Raw genomic sequence first — 22,971 nt, forward strand, 5'->3', positions numbered from 1 at the left:
CGTTCCAGCCCCGGCCTCAGGCGGCGCGACGACCGCTTAGCATCGTCCGCACCATCTCATCCGCGATGGCCGCAGGAGCCTGGCCCGCCTCGCGGGCGGTGGTCAGCATCTGGGATACGCGTGCGGCGATGGCGGTCAGGCGTTCCAGCCGCCAGGCGTCGGGCTTGCCGTGGATCTCGCTGGCGACGCTGATGATGCCACCGGCATTGACCACATAATCGGGCAGATAGGTGATGCCTGCCGCTTCCAGCCGCAGGGCCAGCGCGTCATCGGCCAGCTGGTTGTTGGCCGCACCACAGACGAGGCTGGCCGACAACTCGCCCACCGTCCGTTCGGTCAGGATGCCGCCCAGGGCGCAGGGGGCGAAAATCTCGATCTGCTGGTCGAAGACGGCATCGGGGGCGCAGACCACGGCGCCAAGCCGGGTCATCGCATCCTTCAGCGCCGCCGCATGGATATCGGTCACGATCAGCCGCGCCCCGGCCTTGGCCAGCTTTTCGGCCAGCGACAGGCCGACATGGCCCAGACCCTGCACCAGCACCCGGCGACCGGTCAGATCCTCGGTCCCGAAGACATGGCCCGATCCCACGCGCAGACAGCGAAACACCCCTTCGGCCGTCCAGGGCGAGGGATCGCCCGACGCCCCCGACAGACCCACCGCAAAACGGGTCCGCTCTGCCGCAAAGGCCATGTCGGCAGGCGAGATGCCGACATCCTCGGCGGTCCAATAGGTGCCCGCCAGCGTCTCGACCGCCTCGCCAAAGGCGCGCATCATGTCGGGCGTCTTGTCGGTGCGCGCATCGCCAAAGATCACCGCCTTGCCGCCGCCCAGACCCAGATCGGCCATCGCATTCTTGTGCGTCATCCCACGCGCCAGCCGCGTCACGTCATGGATCGCCTGATCGTCATTGTCATAGGCCCACATGCGGCAGCCGCCCGCCGCCGGCCCCAGCACGGTCGAATGCAGGCAGATCAGCGCCCGCAGCCCGTGGCGCGGCGCTTCGGCCAGCACCAGACGCTCGTACCCTTCGGGGGCGGTCAGATCGGTCAGTGTCACGGACATCGGCAGCCATTCCTGTCGCAGCGGGGCACAGGGGATCCTGCGCAAAACCGGCGTCAGTAAGCGCCGTTTGGGCAGGATTGCAAGCGTTGCGCCATTGCGGCCCGCTTTGGCCCGACGACGCAACTTGCGCGCCTGTCGCGGCCATCCCGGCGCAAGATTGCATCGCCGGGGGCTTGATGTGGACAGGGGCGACCCAAAGGCCGCCCCTTCATGATTCGCGGCTGGCGGATCGAACCGCCCCGATCAGAACGGGATTTCGTCGTCGTAATCGGCCCGGCCGCCCCCGCCGCCCTGACCGCCGCCCGACGATGCACCGCCACCGCTGCGACCCGAGGGCGCGCCCTGATTGTAATCCTCATATCCGCCGCCCTGCGAACCGCCACCCTGACCGCCGCCGCTGCGGCCATCCAGCAAGGTCAGTTCGCCGCGATAGGGGCGCAGCACGACTTCGGTCGAATAGCGGTCCTGACCGGACTGGTCCTGCCATTTTCGGGTCTCCAGCTGGCCCTCGACATAGACCTTGCTGCCCTTCTTCAGATATTGCTCGGCGATCCGGCCCAGAGGCTCGGAAAAGATCGCGACCGAATGCCACTGGGTGCGTTCCTGCCGTTCGCCGCTGTTCTTGTCCTTCCAGGTTTCCGAGGTGGCGATGCGCAGGTTCACGACCTTGCCGCCATTGGGAAAGCTGCGCACCTCGGGGTCCTGCCCAAGATTGCCGACGATGATGACCTTGTTGACGCTGCCTGCCATGAGGGGATTCCTTGATATGGATCTTGGATCTTTGATTGCTTCTCGGTGGACCGGGCGTAAGCATCACCCGTTTGGCTGGGGTCTAGCCCGGACCGGTCCTTCCTCGCAAGGACTAGCGGACCCCGGAGTCGCAGGATGTCGCCCATCGTCTCCATCCCTGCCCACGCGCTGTCTGGATCGAGCGGCGTTTTACTGTATAGTCCGGTTCAAAAGCGGCCCCAAGGCCGATGCGGACAAGAACGAGGGCGGAGAGACATGCGGCCAAGCCAATCCCTGAAAGCGGCGCTTTGCGCAGCCCTGATCACCATGATCGCCCTGCCGGTTCAGGCGCAGGGGCTGCGCCTGTCGGGCGCCTCCAGCAAATCGCGCGCGGAACAATTTGCCCGCCAGACCCGGCTGATGGATTCGCGCCTGTCGACGCAATACCAATCGTCCAGCCGCCTGCAGCCCGGCGGCGCCGACCGCGAGGTCGCGCTGGAGGTGGTTCCGAACATTCCCCGCTATACCGGACGGCGCAGCGAATATTTGCCCCACGCCCGGCAGGCCGCACAGCGTCATGGCATCCCCGAGGATCTGTTCCTGCGCCTCGTCCAGCAGGAATCCGGCTGGAACCCCAATGCCCGCTCGCATAAGGGCGCGATGGGTCTGGCGCAGCTAATGCCGGGCACGGCGGCCAAGCTGGGCGTGAACCCCACCGATCCGCTGCAAAATCTGGATGGCGGGGCGCGCTATCTGCGGATGATGTACAATCAGTTCGGGAACTGGACGCTGGCTTTGGCGGCCTACAACGCCGGGCCGGGCGCGGTGCAAAAGCACAACGGCATCCCCCCGTACCGCGAGACGCGGAACTATGTCCGCATCATCGCCGGCGGCTGACCGACCGCACGGACCGGACGGATAGCCCGCTCGGTCCCGGCTTCAGGCTCAGCTGCGCAGGCCGGTCCGCTTCAGCAACCCCTTGCGCCGCGCCTCGTAATAATAGCCGCGCGAATACCACATGATGGCCGCATCCGGGTCGCCCTCGGCGACCAGCCAGGCGCCGCGCAGATAGCGGACGCCATAGCGCAGGTTCGTATCGGCATCCAGCAACCCACCGTCCGGCCCGCGATAGCCCATGGTCCGCGCGGTCTGTGGCGCGATCTGCATCAGCCCGTGATAGACGCCATTGCGCGCCTCGGGACGGTGGCTGGATTCGCGCAGCACGACCCGCTGCACCAGCGACGAAGGCACCCCATAGTGGCGCGCCCAGAAATTGATCCGCTGCCGGATATAGGGCGTCTCATTGGGATAAAGCCCCGATCCGCCGATCCGGCCGTCACCGCTGCGACCGCCACCCCCGCCGCAGGCCGCCAGCGCCAGAACGCCCAGCAGCAGACCGCGCCGGCCCAGCTTCGGTCCTGAAATATCCTGGGGGGTGAGGCGCGCTAGCGCCGAGGGGGGCAAGGCCCCCCTTTCTGCCCCGACCGGTCCTGGTCCCGCCCGGCTCACCCCGCCAGGATCAGGCATGGATCGCGCCGCCGCCACAGGCCAGCGCCGCTTCACGCACCGCTTCCGATACGGTCGGATGCGCATGGCAGGTCAAAGCCAGATCCTCGGCCGAGGCGCCGAATTCCATTGCTACGCAGACCTCGTGGATCAGATCGCCGGCCGAGGGGCCGATGATGTGGCAGCCCAGAATGCGGTCGGTTTCCGCATCGGCGATCAGCTTGACGAAGCCCTCGCCCTGAAACTGCGCCTTGGCGCGGGCATTGCCCATGAAGGGGAACTTGCCGATCTTGATCTTGCGCCCGCCATCTTTCGCCTGCTCTTCGGTCAGGCCGACATTGGCGACCTCCGGGGTGGTATAGATGACGCCGGGGATGACGCCGTAATTCACATGGCCATGCTTGCCCGCGATGACCTCGGCCACCGCCATCCCCTCGTCTTCTGCCTTATGGGCCAGCATCGGGCCGGGCACCGCATCGCCGATCGCGTAGACGCCCTTGACCGAGGTCGCCCAATGACTGTCGACCTTGACGAAGCCGCGATCGGTCATGGCGACGCCAAGCGCATCAAGGCCCAGCCCCTCGACGTGCGGACGACGCCCGGTCGAGACCAGCACCACATCGGCGGTGATGGTCTGTTCGCTGTCGTCCTTTTTCATCTTGTAGCTGACCGTTGCCTGACCGTCGGTCACGCTGGCCGACTGCACGGCGGCGCCCATCACAAAGGTCATGCCCTGCTTGACCAGCATCTTCTGGAACTGCTTTTGCACCTCGGCGTCCATGCCGGGGGTGATCACGTCCAGATATTCGACCACCGTGACCTCGGCGCCCAAGCGCGCATAGACCGAGCCCAGTTCCAGCCCGATCACGCCCGCCCCGATGACGACCATGGATTTGGGGATCGCGGCCAGCGCCAGCGCGCCGGTCGAATCGACGATCGTGCCTGCGGCATTGTCGACCTCGACCCCTTTCAGGGGGCTGGGGGACGAGCCGGTGGCGATGACGATATTCTTCGCCTCGTGGACAGTGTCACCGACCTTGACCTTGCCGGCCTCGGGGATGCTGGCCCAGCCCTTGATCCAGTCGATCTTGTTCTTCTTGAACAGGAATTCGATGCCCTTGGTGTTGCCCAGAACCGTCTCGGCCTTGTAGCTTTGCATCTTGGTCCAGTCGACATCGACATGGGCGTTCATCAGGCCCATCTTTTCGAAATTCTCATGCGCCTCGTGCAGCATGTGGCTGGCATGCAGCAACGCCTTGGAGGGGATGCAGCCTACATTGAGGCAGGTGCCGCCAAGCGCCTCGCGGCCCTCGACCACGCCGACCTTGAGGCCCAGCTGGGCGGCGCGGATGGCACAGACATAGCCGCCGGGTCCGGCGCCGATGACGATCAGATCATACATGTGAATTCCTTTCTTCGGCCGCCGGACCGGGGGCTTCGCGCCCCCGGACCCCCGCGGGATATTTGGTCCAAGATGAAATCAGAAGAGACTGGCCAGGATCATCACCACCGTTGCCGTAAAGCCCACGAGCCAGATGATCGAGCGGCCCGGCACCCATCCCCGCAGATAGGCGGGAACATAGAGAATGCGGGCGGCGAGATAGATCCACGCGCAGGCCGCGGTCAGGGTCGAACCGGCCTCGCCGAGCGTCACCACGACCACGGCGAGGGTGAACAGGGTCAGCCCTTCGAAATGGTTGGCGACGGCGCGCTGCATGCGGCCCGCCATGCCGGGCAGGGGGCCCGCGACGGTGTCGCGTGGACCCATTGCCGCGCGGCGACCGACCTGACGTTGGGCCAGAACCGAGAACCCCGCCAGCTGTGCGGTCTGCAGAAGCCCCGCGAGGGCGAGGACGGTGATCTCGGGCGAGGCCATGTCAGGCGGTTTCCAGAAAATGGCTGTCGGTGGCCGTCACACCGGCCTGCGCGCTGAAGGTGGCGGCGGCGCCCTGCAGATAGTCGCGGGCGGCCCTGGGATTGGCGATCTGGAACAGCGCCCAGGACTGGCTGTCACCCTCGCGCCACAGCTGCAGCAGCGTCATGCCGTTGCGGCCACGATCTTCGGCATCCTCGTCGAAGGCGCGGCGGAACAGGGCGGGGTCGGCATGGGTATAGCGGACGATCAGCTGCATGGTCAGGCTCCGGACGGGTGGTGGCCCTGATGGGGGTCCGGGGCCCCTTGCGGGGCCGCCGGGTGAGGGATGCACGGGGGGCCGCGGCTGGCCGCCCCCGGTCGGATCAGAGATCCATCAGCAGGCGGCGCGGATCTTCCAGCGCTTCCTTGACGCGGACGAGGAAGGTGACCGCGCCCTTGCCGTCGACGACGCGGTGGTCATAGGACAGCGCCAGATACATCATCGGGCGGATCACGATCTGACCGCCGACGACGACCGGGCGTTCCTGGATCTTGTGCATGCCCAGAATGCCCGATTGCGGGGGATTCAGAATGGGCGAGGACATCAGCGAGCCGTAGACCCCGCCGTTCGAGATGGTGAAGGTGCCGCCCTGCATCTCGGCCATGGACAGCTTGCCGTCGCGGCCTTTCAGGCCAAGCGCGCCGATTTCCTTTTCGATCTCGGCAAAGCTTTTCTGATCGGCATCGCGCACGACCGGAACCACCAGACCCGAGGGCGTGCCGACGGCGACGCCCATATGGACGAAGTTCTTGTAGACGACATCGGTGCCGTCGATCTCGGCATTGACCTCGGGGACCTCTTTCAGCGCATGGCAGCAGGCCTTCACGAAGAAGGACATGAAGCCCAGCTTGACCTTGTGCTTTTTCTCGAACGCATCCTTGTATTCGTTGCGCAGACCCATGACGCCGGACATGTCGGCCTCGTTATAGGTGGTCAGCATCGCGGCGGTGTTCTGTGCGTCCTTCAGACGGCGGGCGATGGTCTGGCGCAGGCGGGTCATCTTGACACGCTCTTCGCGGCCCGCATCGTCGGCAGAGGAGGGCGCACGCGGGGCGGCGGCGGGCTTTGGCGCGCTGGCCTTGGCCACGTCTTCCTTCATGACCCGTCCGTCACGGCCCGACCCCTGTACCTGATCGCGGCTGACGCCCTTTTCGGCCATTGCCTTCTTGGCCGAGGGGGCATCCTCGACATCGGTGCGGGGCTTCATTTCCTCGGGGCCCGCGTTCTTCAGCACGATTTCCTGCGCGTCCGAGGGTTTCGCGGGCGCGGCACCGGCGGCGCCTTCGGTGATGATCGCCAGACGCGCCTTGGCATCGACGGTCGCACCCTCCTCGGCCAGGATCTCGGCCAGCACGCCTGCGGCGGGGGCGGGAACCTCGACCGAGACCTTGTCGGTCTCCAGTTCGCACAGCATCTCATCGGCCTCGACGCGGTCGCCGGGCTTCTTGAACCAGGTGGCGACGGTGGCCTCGGTCACGCTTTCGCCCAGGGCCGGAACCATCACATCCACGGATTTGCCGCTCATCTTCGTCTGTTCCTCGGTCTGTTTGGCCGCTGCTTCGGCCTTTGGTTTCTCGGCGGGTTTGTCGGCCTTGGGGGCGGGGGCCGCAGCCTCTCCGCCTTCGGTAATCTGTGCCAGCAGGGCATCGGGGCCGACCGTCTCGCCTTCGGCGGCGACGATTTCGGCCAGAATGCCTGCGGTGGGGCTGGGAACCTCGACGGTGACCTTGTCGGTCTCCAGCTCGCACAGCATTTCATCGACCTCGACCCGGTCGCCGGGCTTCTTGAACCAGGTGGCGATCGTGGCCTCGGTGACGGATTCGCCCAGAGCGGGCACACGGACTTCGGTGGTCATCGGATCATCCTTCGAGGTTCAGGGCGGAGGCGACCAGCGCCTCTTGTTCGGCCTTGTGGCGTGAGGCGAGGCCCGTGGCGACCGAGGCCGCCGCGTTCCGGCCCGCGTAACGCGCCCGGGTGTGTTTGGCGCCAAGCCGTTCCAGCGCCCATTCCAGATAGGGCTCGACAAAGCTCCAGCCGCCCTGGTTCTTGGGCTCTTCCTGACACCAGACGATCTCGGCCTGCTTGAAGCGGCCCAGTTCCTTGACCATCGCCTGTGCCGGGAAGGGATAGAACTGTTCCAGACGCAGCAGATAGACGTCGGTGATCCCGGCCTCGTCCCGCGCCTTCAGCAGGTCGTAATAGACCTTGCCCGAGCAGACGACGACGCGTTTGATCTTGTCGTCGGCGGCCAGTTCGGTCGTCGAGGTGCCGCGCTGCGCATCGTCCCACAGCACCCGGTGGAAGGTGCTGCCGGTCTGGAATTCCTCGGCGGTGCTGACGGCCAGCGGATGGCGCAGCAGCGATTTCGGCGTCATCAGGACCAGCGGCTTGCGGAAACCACGATGCAGCTGGCGGCGCAGGATGTGGAAATAGTTGGCGGGCGTGGTGCAGTTCGCGACGATCCAGTTATCCTCGGCGCAGCCCTGCAGGAACCGCTCCAGCCGGGCCGAGCTGTGTTCGGGGCCCTGACCTTCGAAGCCGTGGGGCAGCAGCATCACCAGCCCCGACATGCGCAGCCATTTCTTTTCGCCCGACGAGATGAACTGGTCGAACATGATCTGCGCGCCATTGGCGAAATCGCCGAACTGCGCCTCCCACAGGGTCAACGTGTTGGGTTCGGCCAGCGAATAGCCGTATTCGAACCCCAGCACCGCATATTCCGACAGCATCGAATCGATGACCTCGTAACGGGCCTGACCCTCGCTGATATTGTTCAGCGGGTAATAACGATCCTCGGATTTCTGATCGGTGAAGGCCGAATGACGCTGGCTGAAGGTGCCGCGCGCGCTGTCCTGACCCGACAGTCGGACGCCATGGCCTTCGTGGAGCAGCGATCCAAAGGCCAAAGCCTCGGCCGTGGCCCAGTCAAAGCTTTTGCCGGTTTCGAACATCTGCTTTTTCGCCTCGAGCAGACGGCCCACGGTCTTGTGCAGCGTCAGCCCATCCGGCGCGGTGCTCAGCGCGCGGCCCACCTGGGTCATCACCTCGGGGGCGATGCCGGTTTCGCCGGCGACATAGTCGGTCCCCTCGCGGTCCATGCCCGACCATTTGCCGTCCAGCCAGTCGGCCTTGTTCGGCTTGTAGTTCTTGCCGATCTCGAACTCTTCGTTCAGATGCGCCTGGAACGCGGCCTTCATGTCCTCGATCTCGCCCTCGGGGATCAGCCCGTCGGCGACCAGACGTTCGGTGTACAGCTGCAGCGTGGTCTTTTGCTGCTTGATCTTGGTGTACATGGCCGGGTTGGTGAACATCGGCTCGTCGCCTTCGTTGTGACCAAAGCGGCGATAGCAGATGATGTCCAGAACCACGTCCTTGCGGAACTTCTGGCGGAATTCGATCGCCACGCGGGCGGCATGGACGACCGCCTCGGGGTCATCGCCGTTCACATGGAAGATCGGCGCCTCGACCATCAGCGCGATATCGGTCGGATAGGGCGAGGTGCGGCTGAAATGCGGCGCCGTGGTGAACCCGATCTGGTTGTTCACGACGATATGGATGCAGCCGCCGGTGCGGTGACCGCGGATGCCCGACAGCTGCAGGCATTCCGCAACGACGCCCTGACCCGCAAAGGCCGCATCGCCATGCAGCAGGATCGGCAGCACCGAGGTGCGGTCCGTCGTGTCGCCCAGCTGATCGCTTTTCGCCCGCGCCTTGCCCAGAACGACCGGATTGACGGCCTCCAGATGGCTGGGATTGGCGGTCAGCGACAAATGGACGGTGTTGCCATCGAATTCGCGGTCCGAGCTGGCGCCCAGATGATATTTCACGTCGCCCGAACCGTCGACATCCTCGGGCTTGAAGCTGCCGCCCTGGAATTCGTGAAAGATCGCGCGATAGGGCTTGGACAGGACATTGGCCAGCACCGACAGGCGGCCCCGGTGGGGCATCCCGAACACGATTTCCTTGACCCCAAGCGCACCGCCGCGCTTGATGATCTGTTCCATCGCCGGGATCAGCGTCTCGCCCCCGTCAAGGCCGAACCGCTTGGTCCCCATGTACTTGACATGCAGGAATTTTTCAAAGCCCTCGGCCTCTACCAGCTTGTTCAGAATGGCGCGGCGGCCTTCGCGGGTAAAGGCGATCTCCTTGCCATAACCCTCGATCCGCTCTTTCAGCCAGGCGGCTTCTTCGGGGTTCGAGATATGCATGTACTGCAGCGCAAAGGTGCCGCAATAGGTGCGGCTCATCAGATCGGCGATCTGGCGGATCGACGCGATCTCCAGCCCCAGAACATTGTCGATAAAGATCGGCCGGTCCATGTCGCCGGGGCCAAAGCCATAGGTGGCCGGGTTGATCTCGGCATTGTCGGGCATCTCACGCAGGCCAAGCGGGTCCAGATTGGCGTGCAGATGGCCCCGGATGCGGAAGGCGCGGATCAGCATCAGCGCGCGGATGCTGTCCAGCACCGCCTGACGCATCTGGTCGGTCGAGAGCCGGACACCCTTTTCCTCGGCCTTGGCGGCGATCTTCTTGATCGCCGCATCGGCATCGCCCTTGGACGCGGACGGCCATTCGCCGGTCAGCGCGGCGGTGGTGTCGTCGGTGCCTGCGGGCGGCCAGTCGGCGCGGGCCCAGCTGGCGCCTTCGGCCTCGCGGATGGCGTCGTCCTGATCGTCGCCCAAGCTGGCAAAGAATGCGCCCCAGGCCTGATCGACGGCGCCGGCGTCCTTGGCCCACTGGCCGTAAAGCTGTTCCACCCAGGCCGCGTTATGGCCCTGAAGAAACGAGGAATCGTGGAAATCGGAATTTTTTGGCTGGTCGGTCATGGCTGGTCCCCGTTCAGGGCAAGGATGGATTGGATCGGGCGGAAAAGATCAGGCACAGAAGATGTCAAAGATGCGGGCGCCGGGATCGGCAGAGGGGTCAATCCGGGGCTGCTGCACGATGCGCAACGGCGCCCGGCGTTCCAGACCGCACAAGGCCACCGCCGCGCGGCTTTCAGCGCGCGGCAGATCGTTCGGCGGAATGGCTGTCGGCTGATAGATCACGCGCCAGCCAAAGTCGCGGCGCGCCACCGTCCGCACGGAGGCCGGCGGCAGGCCGCTGGCCTGATGCAGGTCGGTGCGTGCGGGAATGCCGCCGGGCAGGATGTCCGTGGTCATCCGGTCGCCGCAGGCGGTCAGGCCCAGAAGGGCGATCAGCGACAAGGGAACGCGCCGGCCCGCCGCGACATGCGGCGCGGCTGCTGGCGGCGCGGGGGCGCGCGGTCCTGTCACTGGTCTCATTCCTTCCGTGGTCGTTCGTCCTCCCCCCTACATAAGCATGAGGGAGGACGGGTCAAATCATCAACCCTTGATCGCCTTCAGAACTGCCTCGCCCAGACCGGCGGGGCTGTCCGCGACGATGATCCCGGCCTTCTTCATGGCCTCGATCTTGCTTTCCGCATCACCCTTGCCGCCCGACACGATCGCGCCGGCATGGCCCATGCGACGGCCCGGAGGTGCGGTGCGCCCGGCGATGAAGCCGGCGGTGGGCTTCCAGATGCCCTTTTTCTTCTGCTCGGCCAGGAATTCGGCGGCCTCTTCCTCGGCCGATCCGCCGATTTCACCGATCATGATGATGGATTCGGTTTCCGGATCGTCCAGGAACATGCGCAGCACGTCGATATGCTCCATCCCCTTGATCGGGTCGCCGCCGATGCCGACCGCCGAGGACTGGCCCAGACCCACATCCGAGGTCTGCTTGACCGCCTCATAGGTCAGGGTGCCCGAACGCGACACCACGCCGACCGATCCGCGACGGAAGATGCTGCCGGGCATGATGCCGATCTTGCATTCGTCGGGCGTCATGATGCCGGGGCAGTTCGGCCCGATCAGGCGCGATTGCGACCCCTGCAGCGCGCGCTTGACGCGCATCATGTCCAGCACCGGGATGCCTTCGGTGATGCACACGATCAGCGGCACGTTGGCGTCGATCGCCTCGAGGATCGAATCGGCGGCGAACGGAGGTGGCACATAGATCACGGACGCATTGGCGCCGGTCACCGACACGGCCTCATGGACCGAGTTGAAGACGGGCATCCCGAGGTGATCCGTGCCACCTTTGCCGGGCGTGACGCCGCCGACCATCTTGGTGCCATAGGCGATCGCCTGTTCGGTGTGGAAGGTGCCCTGGGATCCGGTGATCCCCTGGCAGATGACTTTGGTATTCTTGTCAACGAGAACGGCCATCATGGGCCTCCTTGCGTAAGCGGCGCCGATGCACCGCGATGTTCCAGAGGAGGGCGCGCGTGTTCGGCGCGCCCGGATGGATCAGCCCTTGACCGCTTTCACGATCTTCTCGGCGCCGTCCTTCAGGTCGTCGGCCGCGATCACGTTCAGGCCGCTATTGGCGATGATCTGTTTGCCCAGCTCGACATTCGTGCCTTCCAGACGCACGACCAGCGGAACCTGCAGGCCGACCTCTTTCACGGCGGCGATGATGCCTTCCGCGATGATGTCGCAGCGCATGATGCCGCCGAAGATGTTGACCAGAATGCCTTTGACGTTCGGGTCGCTGGTGATGATCTTGAACGCCTCGGTGACCTTCTCGGTCGTCGCGCCTCCGCCGACGTCCAGGAAGTTGGCAGGCTCGGCGCCGAACAGCTTGATGATGTCCATCGTGGCCATCGCCAGACCGGCGCCGTTGACCATGCAGCCGATCTCGCCGTCCAGCGCGATATAATTCAGGTCGAACTTGGACGCGGCCAGCTCTTTGCTGTCCTCTTCGGTTTCGTCGCGCAGGGCCAGAATGTCGGGCTGGCGATAGAGGGCGTTGTTGTCAAAGCCCATCTTGGCGTCGAGGCATTTGATCTGACCTTCGGGGGTCACGATCAGCGGGTTGATCTCCAGCATCTCCATGTCTTTTTCGATGAACATGCGATACAGATTCTTGACCAGCGCCACGCATTGCTTGACCTGCGCGCCTTCCAACCCCAGGGCGAAGGCCACGCGACGGCCATGGAAATCCGACAGGCCCGAAGCGGGATCGACGCTGAAGCTGACGATCTTTTCCGGGGTGTGCTCGGCCACTTCCTCGATGTCCATGCCGCCCTCGGTCGAGGCGACAAAGCTGACGCGGCTGGTCTGGCGATCGACCAGCAGGGCCAGATACAGCTCGCGCGAAATATCGCTGCCGTCTTCGATATAGATGCGGTTGACCTGCTTGCCTGCCGGCCCGGTCTGGTGCGTGACCAGCGTACGGCCCAGCATCTGGCGGGTCATCTCTTCGGCTTCGGTGACCGATTTGGCCAGACGAACGCCGCCTTTTTCACCGGCGGCGGCTTCCTTGAAGCTGCCCTTGCCGCGTCCACCGGCGTGGATCTGCGCCTTGATCACCCACAGCGGGCCATCCATTTCGCCTGCGGCCGATTTGGCCTCGTCGGCCTTCATGACGATGCGGCCCTCGCTGACGGGCGCGCCGTATTGACGCAGCAGCGCCTTGGCCTGGTATTCGTGGATATTCATCTCGACCCCCTCGTTCGGTTCGACAGATTTGGGGTCTTGTGACACGAAGCGCAGGGTGTCTGAAACGAAATCCCCGTAAAATGCCGAAAACAGGCGGGAAGCCGCTTAATGTGATCACAGCCTGAAACCCTGTGATCACAAAAACCGCACGGGCCGGCGGGGGTGGTGATTCGCCCCTGTGGCAGGCCCGGACAAGCGTTTTTGCGTCGCAGGCGGAATGCAGGACGGCGCGCCTTGCAGGGCGCGCCGTCCGGGGTCGTTCAAAGGCGTGCGCGCCTTAGGCCAGCGCGCTGTCGATGCCTTTGCAGGCCTCGACCAGACCTTTGACGGCCTCGATGGATTTGTCGAACATCACCTGCTCGTCACGGTCCAGCTTGATGTCGATCACCTTCTCGACGCCACCGGCACCGATCACGGTCGGCACGCCGACATACATGCCCTTGAGCCCATAGGCGCCGTCCACATGCGCCGCACAAGGCAGCACGCGTTTCTGATCCTTAAGATAGGCCTCGGCCATTTCGATGGCGCTGGTCGCGGGGGCATAGAAGGCGCTGCCGGTTTTCAGCAGACCGACGATTTCCGCGCCGCCATCACGGGTGCGCTGAACGATCGCATCCAGTTTTTCCTGCGTGGTCCAGCCCGTCTTGACCAGATCGGGCAGCGGGATGCCCGCCACGGTCGAATAGCGGGTCAGCGGTACCATCGTGTCGCCATGCCCGCCCAGCACGAAGGCCGTCACGTCGCGCATCGACACGTTGAATTCCAGCGACAGGAAATGGCGGAAGCGGGCCGAATCCAGCACGCCCGCCATGCCGCAGACCTTGTTATGGGGCAGGCCGCTGAACTCGCGCAGCGCCCAGACCATCGCGTCCAGCGGGTTGGTGATGCAGATGACGAAAGCGTCGGGGGCGTGCTTGGCAATGCCCTCGCCCACGGATTTCATGACCTTGAGGTTGATGCCCAGCAGGTCGTCGCGGCTCATCCCCGGCTTGCGCGGCACGCCTGCGGTGACGATGCAGACATCGGCCCCGGCGATATCGGCGTAATCGTTGGCGCCCTTCATGCGGGCGTCAAAGCCCTCGGACGGTCCGGATTGCGCGATATCCAGCGCCTTGCCCTGCGGCGTGCCTTCCGAGATGTCGAACAGGACGACGTCGCCCAGTTCCTTCATCGCGACCAGATGCGCCAGCGTGCCGCCGATCTGTCCCGCACCGATAAGTGCGATTTTGGGTCGGGCCATGGTAACCTCCGAATGCTGTGGTGAATTGTTGCGGCAGGGGTAAGGGGTCACGCATGAATGCGCAAGCCATCCCTGCCGCAGCGCGGCGCTGATGGCGCCAACACTTGTCATTCGCCCGCCCGCGCGCCACAGCTTGCACATCGTGCAGAGAGGGGTCTGCGCGCGGCTGAGGGGGCGAGGGATGCTGGAACTGACGGCCGCAGGCTGGGCGCTGGCCGTGGTGGCGGCCATCGCGGTGGGCCTGTCCAAGGGCGGGTTGGCGATGGTCGGGATCATCTCGGTCCCGCTGATGTCGCTGGTCATGTCGCCGGTGCAGGCGGCGGGGATGCTGCTGCCGATCTATGTCATCTCGGATCTGGGCGGGCTGATCGCTTATCGCCGCAATCTGGATCGCCGGGTGCTGCTGCTGGCCCTGCCGGGCGCGATGGCGGGGATCGCGGTGGGCTGGGCCACGGCGCATATCGTGCCGGTCCGGGGGGTGACGCTGATCGTGGGGGTGATCGGCCTGGGGTTCGCGCTGAACGCGCTGATCCGCCCGGCACTGTCCGGCCCGCCGCGTCCGCCGACCGGGCGCGCGGCCTCGGTCTGGGGTGGGCTGGCGGGATATACCAGTTTCGTCAGCCATTCCGGCGCACCCTTGTGGCAGGTCTATGCCCAGCCCCTGCGCCTGCAACCGCTGGTCTATGCGGGCACGACGACATGGTTCTTTGCCATCGGCAACTGGGTCAAGCTGATCCCCTATGCCGCGCTTGGGCAATTGTCGGCGGCCAATCTGGCCACGGCGGCAGCGCTGATCCCAGTCTCGCTGATCTCTGTCTGGGTGGGGTTGCGGCTGGTGCGGATCATCCCGGCCAAGCTGTTCTATCAGCTGATCACATGGGGGCTGCTGGCCGTGTCGCTGCGGCTGATCTGGCAGGCGCTGGCGGGCTGATGCCGCGCTGCGGCGCAAAGGGGCTTGCCAATACTGATCCGCCGGGGCAGTTTCACGCAAGATTATTGCCCGGAGGTTTTCATGGCCCGCCCCTATCGCTCGGTTCTTTATATCCCTGCCGCGAATGCCCGCGCGATGGACAAGGCCCGCGCCCTGCCCACCGATGCGATCATCTTCGATCTGGAGGATGCGGTCGCCCCCGATGCCAAGACTGCCGCCCGCAGCGCGCTGGCCACAGCCCTGACGCAGGATTACGGGCCGCGCGGGCGGATCGTGCGGATCAATGCGCTTTCGACCGAATGGGGCGCGGATGACGCCCGCGCCTGTGCCCGTCTGCCACTGGACGCGGTGCTGATCCCCAAGGTGGACGGTCCCGGCGATCTGGACCGGGTGGCGGCGCTGATCCCCGACACGCCTCTTTGGGCGATGATGGAGACGCCGCGCGCCATGCTGAACGCCGCCGCCATCGCCGCCCATCCCCGGTTGCAGGGCATGGTCATGGGCACCAACGATCTGGCCAAGGATCTGGGCAGCCGCGCGCGCGCCGACCGTTTGCCGATGATGGCGGGACTGGGCCTGTGTCTGCTGGCCGCCCGGGCCGAGGGGCGGGTGATCGTCGACGGCGTCTTCAACGCCTTTCGCGACGATGAGGGTTTGCGCGACGAATGCGCGCAGGGCCGCGACATGGGCTTTGACGGCAAGACGCTGATCCATCCCGCGCAACTGGCCATCGCCAATGCGGCCTTTGCGCCCACCGACGACGAAATCGCATTGGCCCGCCGCCAGATCGAGGCGTTCGAGGCGGCAGACGCCCAAGGGCAGGGCGTCGCCGTCGTCGATGGCAAGATTGTCGAGAACCTGCATGTGGAAACCGCGCGACAGATGCTGCAGCGGGCGGATGCGATTGCGGCCATGGCGCAATAAGGGCACTCTCGCGCCCAAGCAATCGAGCAAGAGGTAAAGCCAGATGCTGATCCTGATCCTTGGTGTGGCCCTGTGGTGGGCTGCACATCTTTACAAACGGATGGCCCCGGCCAGCCGCGCCCGGATGGGCCAGCAGGGCAGGGGCATGGTCTCGGGTCTGCTGGTGCTGTCGGTGATTTTGATGGTTATCGGCTATAGCATGGCGGATGGGGCGTTCTTCTGGGGGCCCAATCCGGCGCTGGTGGGCATCAACAACCTGCTGGTGCTGGTCGGGATCTATCTGTTCGCGGCGTCGGGGATGAAGACCCGCGTGACGGCATACACCCGCCATCCGATGCTGTGGGGCTTTGCGCTGTGGGCCTTTGCGCATCTGCTGGTCAATGGCGACACGCCCTCGCTGATCCTGTTCGGCGGCCTTCTGGCCTGGGCCTTTGTCGAGATGATCGCGATCAGCCGCGCCAGCCCCTGGGTCCGGCCCACCGGCCCCTTTCCCGCCCGCAAAGAGGCGATGGCCGCCGCAGGTGCCGTCATCGTCATGATCGTTCTTGGCCTGATCCACGGCTGGATCGGCCCCTGGCCCTTTGGAGGTGCCTGATGACCACCCTGTACCGCTGCATCACCGATGACGATACCAGCCAGTTCTGCCACCGCGTCAGCGAGGCCCTGTCCAAGGGCTGGGCGCTGCATGGCGCCCCCACCATGGCCCATGATCCGGTCAAGGGCGTCATGCGCATGGGGCAGGCGGTCACCAAGACGGTGATGGCCGAATATGACCCCGACATGAAACTGGGCCAGCAATAGGGACATCATGACCAAGACCAATCCGGGCCGGTTCTTCGAGGATTACATCCTTGGCCAGACCCTGCGCCACGCCGTTCCCCGCACCGTGGCCGAAGGGGAACGGGCGCTGTATCACGCGCTGTATCCGGCCCGGCATGCGCTGTATTCCTCGGACGAGTTCGCGATTTCCTGCGGGTTGGATGGCAGTCCGCTGGACGATCTGCTGGCCTTTCACACCGTCTTTGGCAAGACGGTGCCCGATATCAGCCTGAACGCCATCGCCAATCTGGGCTATGCGCAGGGGCGCTGGCTGCGGCCGGTCTGGCCGGGCGATACGCTGCGGGCGGAAAGTCAGGTCATCGGGCTGCGGGCGACCTCGAACGGGCAGGCGGGGGTGGTCTGGGTGCGCACCACCGGCCTCAATCAGGTGGATGAGGTCGTTCTGGACTATGTCCGGTGGGTGATGGTGCGCAAGCGCGCCCCCGCATCGCCGGCGCCCGATCCGGTGGTGCCCGATCTGGCCCCCGCCGTGCTGGCCGAGGATCTGATCGTCCCAGAAGGCCTGAGCTTTGACGCTTATGACTTTGATCTGGCGGGCGAACCCCATCGGTGGGGCGATTACGCCATCGGCGAGGTGATCGACCATGTCGACGGCGTGACGATCACCGAGGCCGAACATATGCTGGCCACGCGCCTGTGGCAGAACACCGCCAAGGTGCATTTCGACGCCACCCATCGCCCCGACGGGCGGCGGCTGATCTATGGCGGGCATGTCATCAGTCTGGCGCGGGCGCTGTCCTTCAACGGGCTGGCCAATGCGCAGATGATCGTGGCGCTGAACGCGGGCGCCCATGCCAATCCCTGCTTTGCGGGCGACACGGTCAGGGCGTGGTCCGAGGTGCTGGACCGCGCCGACACCCAAGCGCCCGGCGTGGGGGCGATCCGGCTGCGGCTGGTCGCGACACGCGGCGACAGCGCGGCCGCCGCCCTGCGCGGCCCGGACGGCACCTATCTGCCCGAGGTGCTGCTGGACCTGGATTATTGGGCGCTGATGCCCCTTTGACGGGCAAAGACCACGCCCCCGAGTCGCCGCTTTCTGCGCCGCAGCGCTAACATGCGAAACGAGGTCGCCCCCGATCATGGTTACTTGTGATCACAGCCATCGCAAGTGTGATCACAAAGGCGCATTTCCGCGGCAAATCGGCGCGCGGGGTGGCATCTGCGGGTGACAGATGGCATCTATGGCGTCACACAAGGCGGCAATCGCCAGCCCGCGCGGCCAGCCCAAGCCTGTCATGGGCGCCTGCGACGGGACATGCTGAACCGACAAAGGAGGGCCGCCGATGGCCGACGTGAACCGGGGTAACCGGCCCCTTTCCCCCCATCTTCAGGTCTATCGCCTGCCTCTGCCGGCGATCACCTCGATCCTGACGCGGATCACAGGGCATGCGCTGGTCGCGGGCCTCGTGCTGCTGGTCTGGTGGCTGGTCGCCGCCGTCACCAGCCCCGGCGCCTTCGCCACCGCCGATTGGGTGCTGCGGTCCTGGCTGGGCTTTCTGGTCATGACCGGATCGGTCTGGGCGCTGTGGTTCCACGCGCTGTCCGGCGTCCGGCACCTGTTCTATGACGCTGGCATCGGCCTCGAGATCGAGGACGCCAAGCGCGCCTCCTGGGGCATCATCATCGGCTCGGTCGCGCTGACCCTGCTGAGCCTGATCATCTTCTTTATCGGCTGAGGGCAGGGCACATGCGCTATATCACTCCCCGCAAGGCGGCCATGGGCATGGGCTCGGCCCGCTCGGGCACCGCCCATCACTGGAGCATCACGGTCAGCAGCTATGCGCTGGTGATCCTGACGCCGCTGTTCCTGATCGCCGTGGGACCGGCCATCGGCCTGCCGCAGGCCGAGGTCATCGCCCATTTCGGGCGCCCCTTTCCCGCCATCATCACCGCGCTGTTCGTGATCGTCGGCATGCTGCATTTCATCAAGGGATCGCAGGGCGGGGCGATCGCCGACTATGTCCACGGCACCGCGCAACAGCTGACCATGATCGCCATCGCGGTCTTTGGCTGGGGCGTCATTGCCGCTGCGATCTTCGCGCTGGCGAAGATGGCCTTTACCATCATCGCGATCTGAGGACGACATGGCAGCTTACGAAACCCAAACGCATGAATATGATGTCGTCGTGGTCGGTGCCGGTGGCGCGGGTCTGCGCGCGACGCTTGGCATGGCCGAACAGGGTCTGCGCACCGCCTGCGTGACCAAGGTGTTCCCGACCCGCTCGCATACCGTGGCGGCACAGGGTGGCATCGCCGCATCGCTGTCCAACATGGGCCCCGACAACTGGCAATGGCACATGTACGACACCGTCAAGGGGTCGGACTGGCTGGGCGATACCGACGCGATGGAATATCTGGCGCGCGAGGCCCCCAAGGCGGTCTACGAGCTTGAACATTACGGCGTGCCGTTTTCGCGCACCGAAGACGGGCGCATCTATCAGCGCCCCTTCGGCGGCCACACGACCGAATTCGGCGAAGGCCCCCCGGTGCAGCGCACCTGCGCCGCCGCCGACCGGACCGGCCATGCGATCCTGCACACGCTTTATGGTCAGTCGCTGAAACATAACGCCGAATTCTTCATTGAATATTTCGCGCTGGACCTGATCATCACCGATGGCCGCTGCACCGGCGTCGTCTGCTGGAAGCTGGACGACGGCACGATGCATGTCTTCAACGCCAAGATGGTGGTGCTGGCGACCGGTGGCTATGGCCGTGCCTATTTCAGCGCGACCAGCGCCCATACCTGCACCGGCGACGGTGGCGGCATGGTGGCGCGCGCGGGCCTGCCGCTGCAGGACATGGAATTCGTGCAGTTCCACCCGACCGGCATCTATGGCTCGGGCTGCCTGATCACCGAAGGCGCGCGGGGCGAGGGCGGTTACCTGACCAACTCCGAAGGCGAGCGGTTTATGGAACGCTATGCCCCCACCTACAAGGATCTGGCCAGCCGCGACGTGGTGAGCCGCTGCATGACGCTGGAGATCCGCGAAGGGCGCGGCGTGGGGCCGGACAAGGACCACATCTTCCTGAACCTGATGCATCTGCCGCCCGAAACGCTGCATGAACGCCTGCCGGGCATCTCTGAGTCCGCCAAGATCTTTGCGGGCGTGGATCTGACCCGCGCGCCGATCCCGGTCATTCCGACCGTGCATTACAACATGGGCGGCATTCCCACCAACTATTGGGGCGAAGTCCTTGCGCCCACGGAAGAAAACCCGGATGCGACCTTCCCCGGCCTGATGGCTGTGGGCGAGGCTGGCTGCGCCTCGGTCCATGGGGCCAACCGTTTGGGGTCGAACAGCCTGATCGATCTGGTGGTCTTTGGCCGCGCCGCTGCGATCCGGGCGGGGCAGGTGATCGACCGCGTGGGGGCCGTTCCCTCGACCGATCATTCGCAGGTCGACCGCGCGCTGGACCGTTTCGACGGGCTGCGCCATGCCAAGGGCACGACCGGCACTGCCGAACTGCGCGACCAGATGCAGCGCACCATGCAGCTGGACGCCGCCGTCTTCCGCACCGACAAGACGCTGGCCGAAGGCGTCGTCAAGATGGAGGGTATCGCCGGCAAGCTGGACGACCTGAATGTGACCGATCGCGGTTTGATCTGGAACACCGACCTGATGGAAACGTTAGAGCTGACCAACCTGATGCCCAACGCCCTGACCACCATCGTGGCGGCCGAAGCGCGCAAGGAAAGCCGCGGCGCCCATGCGCACGAGGACTGGCCTGAGCGGGATGACGCCACCTGGCGCAAGCATTCGCTTGCCTGGGTCGACGGGAACAAGGTTAAACTGGCCTACCGACCTGTTCATCTGGAGCCGCTCACCAAGGCCGACGAGGGCGGGATCGACCTGAAAAAGATCGCTCCGAAGAAAAGGGTTTACTGATGCGTTTCAACCTTATTGCCGCTTTCGGCTTTGCCGCCGCCACTTTGGCGGGCTGCGTGGCTCCGGTCCCCGTGGCCGGTCCCGCCGTTCCGTCCGCCCCGGGCATGACCACGCCGACGATTCTTGACGCGGCCTCGCGTCAGGTGGCCCGGACGGTCGTGGATAACGAGATGCAGCGCCGCCTGCCGGGCGTCAACGTCTCGCCCTATACCGATTGCGTGATCAACAACGCCACCACGGCCGAGCTGATCGACATCGCCCAGATGTCGCGTTCGGGTGTCACGGGCACCGCCGACAGCGTGGCGTCCATCGTGTCGCGCCCGGTCACGACGCAGTGCATCGCCGCTGCGGCGCGCACGGCGTAAGACCATGATCGCGCAGGCATGTCGCTTGGGCCTGCTGCCGCTGATCGCGGTGGTTGCGGCCTGCGGCCCGGTCCCGGTGGATCAGGCCGAACGCGTCTGTCTGCGCGATGCCCAACTGGCCGAACGCCCGCGTGGCAGCATTGCCATGGGCGTCGGCTCGGGTTCTGGCGGAACCCGCAGCTATGGCGGGCTCGAGCTGGAGATCAGCAGCGATTACATCCGGGGGCGCGATCCCTCGGACGTGTTCAACCGTTGCGTCATGCGGCGCGCGGGCCGGATGCCCGATCGCGTGCTGGCCGATCAGCCCGGCTGGCGGGGTGGATCATGACCCGGCCCCTGATCCTGCATGTCGGTGTGCAAAAGACCGGCACGACATCGATGCAGCGCTTTCTGCGCCGTTCGGCGCCCGGCCTGTCGGATCTGATCGTCGTGCGCACCCCGGAAGAGGGGACGCCGATGCGCCCCTTGGGCCGTGCCGCCGTCGCCTGCAGTCTGAACGATGAAAAGGACCGCCGCGCCGCGCTGGTCCATGCCTTTGGCGATGTGCTGGACACGGTGCCTGACGGCCCGCAGACGGTCATCCTCAGTCACGAGAATATGGCGGGCGCGATGCCCGGCAATGGCGGCGAGACGCGGCTGTATCCGGCGCTGCCGATGATGCTGGATCTGTTGATGGACGAGGCCAGCGCGCGGGATTTTCAGCCGCAGGTCGTGGTCTGCACCCGCAAGATGGCCACTTGGCTGCCTTCGGTCTGGGCGCAGGCGGTGCGGACCGATGGCTATGCCCGCACGCTGGACGAATTTCTGGCCGAGACCGCCGGTCTGCCGGGCTGGGGCGATCTGATCCGCCGGCTCAGCGCGACGCTTGGCGGCGGACGCGTGACCCGGCTGCGGATGGAGGACGAACCCGACGCGGACCGTCCGGGCCGCCGCCTGCTGGACCGCGCCGGCGTCCCCTCGGACCGCATCGACGCCCTGCCGCCCCTTGAGGGGCGCGGGATGGAGCGTCTGACCCCGAATGCCACCGAATTTCTGCGCCGCCTGAACGGGCTGTCGCTGAACCCGCATGCCCGTGACCGGGTGGCCGATCTGGTCGCCCGCTCTCAACCCCTGTTTACGGCGCCGTCGCCGTCCGAAGGCACTCTCTGAAAGGAGCACCCCATGGTCCAGTTCACTCTGCCCAAGAACAGCCAGATCCGGGTCGGCAAGACCTGGCCCAAGCCCGAGGGCGCCACGAACGTCAAGACGTTCAAGATCTATCGGTGGGATCCCGAGACGGGCGAGAACCCGCGTCTGGATACCTATGTCATCGATCTGGATAAATGCGGTCCGATGATGCTGGACGCGCTGATCAAGATCAAATCCGAGATCGACCCGACCCTGTCCTTCCGCCGGTCCTGCCGCGAGGGGATCTGCGGATCCTGCGCGATGGTGATTGACGGCGGCAACCATCTGGCCTGCATCTATGGCATCGACGAGGTCAAGGGCGATGTCGCGATCTATCCGCTGCCGCATATGCCGGTGGTCAAGGATCTGGTGCCCGATCTGACGCATTTCTATGCCCAGCACGCCTCGGTGAACCCCTATCTGCAGACCGTCTCGCCCACCCCGAACAAGGAGTGGAAGCAGTCGATCGAGGATCGCAAGAAGCTGGACGGGCTGTACGAGTGCATCCTGTGCGCGTCCTGTTCGACCGCCTGCCCGTCCTATTGGTGGAATGGCGACCGCTATCTGGGCCCGGCCGCCTTGCTGCATGCCTATCGCTGGATCATCGATTCGCGCGACGAGGCGACGGGCGCGCGGCTGGACGAGCTGGAGGATCCCTTCAAGCTGTATCGCTGCCACACGATCATGAACTGCACCAACACCTGCCCCAAGGGTCTGAACCCGGCCAAGGCGATTGCATCCATCAAGCATATGATGGTCGAACGCGCGGTCTGATTGCGTCCCGCGAAAGCCGGGGGGGCTGCGCGCCCCCCCGGACCCCCTTGCGGGATATTTTTGTGAAGAAGAAAGGCCGCGGGCGGGAGCTTGCGGCCTTTCTTTTTGTGGGGTGGTTTGGGGG

At 65.4% G+C, this 22,971-nt stretch carries 25 protein-coding genes; 13 read left to right on the forward strand and 12 right to left on the reverse strand.

The features are described from left to right. Window positions 1-16: 16 nt before the first annotated feature. Together EG885_RS01835 and ssb are read right to left on the reverse strand one after the other, a co-directional pair. Window positions 17-1,063, reverse strand: coding sequence for a Leu/Phe/Val dehydrogenase (locus EG885_RS01835; RefSeq protein ID WP_131572754.1), 1,047 nt, complete (start codon window positions 1,061-1,063; stop codon window positions 17-19). A gap of 243 nt (window positions 1,064-1,306) precedes the next feature. After that, a complete protein-coding gene (gene ssb, locus EG885_RS01840) occupies window positions 1,307-1,813 on the reverse strand; it encodes a single-stranded DNA-binding protein (protein ID WP_131572755.1) in 507 nt (168 codons plus the stop codon). Window positions 1,814-2,119: 306 nt separating this feature from the next. On the opposite strand from ssb, the gene EG885_RS01845 reads away from it, so the two are divergent. Continuing rightward, window positions 2,120-2,689 (forward strand): lytic transglycosylase domain-containing protein, encoded by a 570-nt coding sequence (locus tag EG885_RS01845; protein WP_242679463.1) that lies wholly within the window; start codon window positions 2,120-2,122, stop codon window positions 2,687-2,689. A 48-nt stretch (window positions 2,690-2,737) separates the two neighbouring features. Here EG885_RS01845 and EG885_RS01850 read toward each other — a convergent pair whose 3' ends face one another. The 10 genes from EG885_RS01850 to mdh form a co-directional block, all read right to left on the reverse strand. Continuing rightward, window positions 2,738-3,202, reverse strand: coding sequence for a transglycosylase SLT domain-containing protein (locus EG885_RS01850; protein ID WP_455430432.1), 465 nt, complete (start codon window positions 3,200-3,202; stop codon window positions 2,738-2,740). Between the two features lie 109 nt (window positions 3,203-3,311). Further along, window positions 3,312-4,706 (reverse strand): dihydrolipoyl dehydrogenase, encoded by a 1,395-nt coding sequence (gene lpdA / locus EG885_RS01855; protein ID WP_131572758.1) that lies wholly within the window; start codon window positions 4,704-4,706, stop codon window positions 3,312-3,314. A 72-nt stretch (window positions 4,707-4,778) separates the two neighbouring features. Then, window positions 4,779-5,174 carry an MAPEG family protein gene (locus EG885_RS01860; RefSeq protein ID WP_131572759.1) on the reverse strand — a complete coding sequence of 132 codons (396 nt, stop codon included), beginning with the start codon at window positions 5,172-5,174 and terminating at the stop codon, window positions 4,779-4,781. Between the two features lies 1 nt (window position 5,175). Then, complete coding sequence (locus EG885_RS01865) at window positions 5,176-5,430, reverse strand: hypothetical protein (protein WP_131572760.1); 255 nt, start codon at window positions 5,428-5,430, stop codon at window positions 5,176-5,178. A 106-nt stretch (window positions 5,431-5,536) separates the two neighbouring features. After that, a complete protein-coding gene (odhB, locus tag EG885_RS01870) occupies window positions 5,537-7,069 on the reverse strand; it encodes a 2-oxoglutarate dehydrogenase complex dihydrolipoyllysine-residue succinyltransferase (RefSeq protein WP_131572761.1) in 1,533 nt (510 codons plus the stop codon). A 4-nt stretch (window positions 7,070-7,073) separates the two neighbouring features. Continuing rightward, complete coding sequence (locus EG885_RS01875) at window positions 7,074-10,040, reverse strand: 2-oxoglutarate dehydrogenase E1 component (RefSeq protein WP_131572762.1); 2,967 nt, start codon at window positions 10,038-10,040, stop codon at window positions 7,074-7,076. Window positions 10,041-10,088: 48 nt separating this feature from the next. After that, window positions 10,089-10,490 (reverse strand): hypothetical protein, encoded by a 402-nt coding sequence (locus tag EG885_RS01880; RefSeq protein WP_131572763.1) that lies wholly within the window; start codon window positions 10,488-10,490, stop codon window positions 10,089-10,091. A 69-nt stretch (window positions 10,491-10,559) separates the two neighbouring features. Continuing rightward, complete coding sequence (sucD, locus tag EG885_RS01885) at window positions 10,560-11,444, reverse strand: succinate--CoA ligase subunit alpha (RefSeq protein ID WP_131572794.1); 885 nt, start codon at window positions 11,442-11,444, stop codon at window positions 10,560-10,562. An 81-nt stretch (window positions 11,445-11,525) separates the two neighbouring features. Further along, entirely contained in the window at window positions 11,526-12,719 is a 1,194-nt protein-coding gene (gene sucC, locus EG885_RS01890) for an ADP-forming succinate--CoA ligase subunit beta (protein WP_131572764.1), read from the reverse strand. A 277-nt stretch (window positions 12,720-12,996) separates the two neighbouring features. Then, complete coding sequence (gene mdh, locus EG885_RS01895) at window positions 12,997-13,959, reverse strand: malate dehydrogenase (RefSeq protein ID WP_131572765.1); 963 nt, start codon at window positions 13,957-13,959, stop codon at window positions 12,997-12,999. A gap of 181 nt (window positions 13,960-14,140) precedes the next feature. On the opposite strand from mdh, the gene EG885_RS01900 reads away from it, so the two are divergent. The 12 genes from EG885_RS01900 to EG885_RS01955 all read left to right on the forward strand — a co-directional run bounded on the left by EG885_RS01900 (window position 14,141) and on the right by EG885_RS01955 (window position 22,847). After that, a complete protein-coding gene (locus EG885_RS01900; protein WP_165570998.1) occupies window positions 14,141-14,890 on the forward strand; it encodes a sulfite exporter TauE/SafE family protein in 750 nt (249 codons plus the stop codon). Between the two features lie 81 nt (window positions 14,891-14,971). After that, the gene (locus tag EG885_RS01905; RefSeq protein ID WP_131572766.1) at window positions 14,972-15,814 is read left to right on the forward strand and encodes an HpcH/HpaI aldolase/citrate lyase family protein; all 843 of its coding nucleotides are present in this window, start codon (window positions 14,972-14,974) and stop codon (window positions 15,812-15,814) included. Window positions 15,815-15,857: 43 nt separating this feature from the next. Continuing rightward, entirely contained in the window at window positions 15,858-16,409 is a 552-nt protein-coding gene (locus EG885_RS01910) for an NnrU family protein (protein ID WP_131572767.1), read from the forward strand. Next, window positions 16,409-16,615, forward strand: a complete 207-nt coding sequence (locus tag EG885_RS01915; RefSeq protein WP_131572768.1) for a DUF1737 domain-containing protein — start codon at window positions 16,409-16,411, stop codon at window positions 16,613-16,615. Before EG885_RS01910 ends, EG885_RS01915 begins: the two co-directional genes overlap by 1 nt. A 7-nt stretch (window positions 16,616-16,622) precedes the next feature. Continuing rightward, on the forward strand, window positions 16,623-17,657 hold the full coding sequence (locus EG885_RS01920) for a MaoC family dehydratase (RefSeq protein ID WP_131572769.1): 1,035 nt from the start codon (window positions 16,623-16,625) through the stop codon (window positions 17,655-17,657). A gap of 280 nt (window positions 17,658-17,937) precedes the next feature. After that, the gene (gene sdhC, locus EG885_RS01925; protein WP_131572770.1) at window positions 17,938-18,330 is read left to right on the forward strand and encodes a succinate dehydrogenase, cytochrome b556 subunit; all 393 of its coding nucleotides are present in this window, start codon (window positions 17,938-17,940) and stop codon (window positions 18,328-18,330) included. An 11-nt stretch (window positions 18,331-18,341) separates the two neighbouring features. After that, complete coding sequence (locus EG885_RS01930; RefSeq protein WP_131572771.1) at window positions 18,342-18,731, forward strand: succinate dehydrogenase, hydrophobic membrane anchor protein; 390 nt, start codon at window positions 18,342-18,344, stop codon at window positions 18,729-18,731. 7 nt (window positions 18,732-18,738) lie between these two features. Then, a complete protein-coding gene (gene sdhA / locus EG885_RS01935) occupies window positions 18,739-20,541 on the forward strand; it encodes a succinate dehydrogenase flavoprotein subunit (protein WP_131572772.1) in 1,803 nt (600 codons plus the stop codon). Next, entirely contained in the window at window positions 20,541-20,906 is a 366-nt protein-coding gene (locus EG885_RS01940) for a hypothetical protein (protein ID WP_131572773.1), read from the forward strand. Before sdhA ends, EG885_RS01940 begins: the two co-directional genes overlap by 1 nt. Before the next feature lie 4 nt (window positions 20,907-20,910). Continuing rightward, a complete protein-coding gene (locus EG885_RS01945) occupies window positions 20,911-21,234 on the forward strand; it encodes a hypothetical protein (protein WP_131572774.1) in 324 nt (107 codons plus the stop codon). Next, a complete protein-coding gene (locus tag EG885_RS01950; RefSeq protein WP_131572775.1) occupies window positions 21,231-22,055 on the forward strand; it encodes a hypothetical protein in 825 nt (274 codons plus the stop codon). The genes EG885_RS01945 and EG885_RS01950 overlap by 4 nt, the downstream gene beginning before the upstream one ends. Before the next feature lie 12 nt (window positions 22,056-22,067). Next, window positions 22,068-22,847, forward strand: coding sequence for a succinate dehydrogenase iron-sulfur subunit (locus EG885_RS01955; RefSeq protein ID WP_131572776.1), 780 nt, complete (start codon window positions 22,068-22,070; stop codon window positions 22,845-22,847). The last annotated feature ends 124 nt before the right edge of the window (window positions 22,848-22,971 follow it).

Origin of the sequence: Paracoccus nototheniae (genome assembly GCF_004335005.1) — a bacterium.
Classification (GTDB): domain Bacteria; phylum Pseudomonadota; class Alphaproteobacteria; order Rhodobacterales; family Rhodobacteraceae; genus Paracoccus; species Paracoccus nototheniae.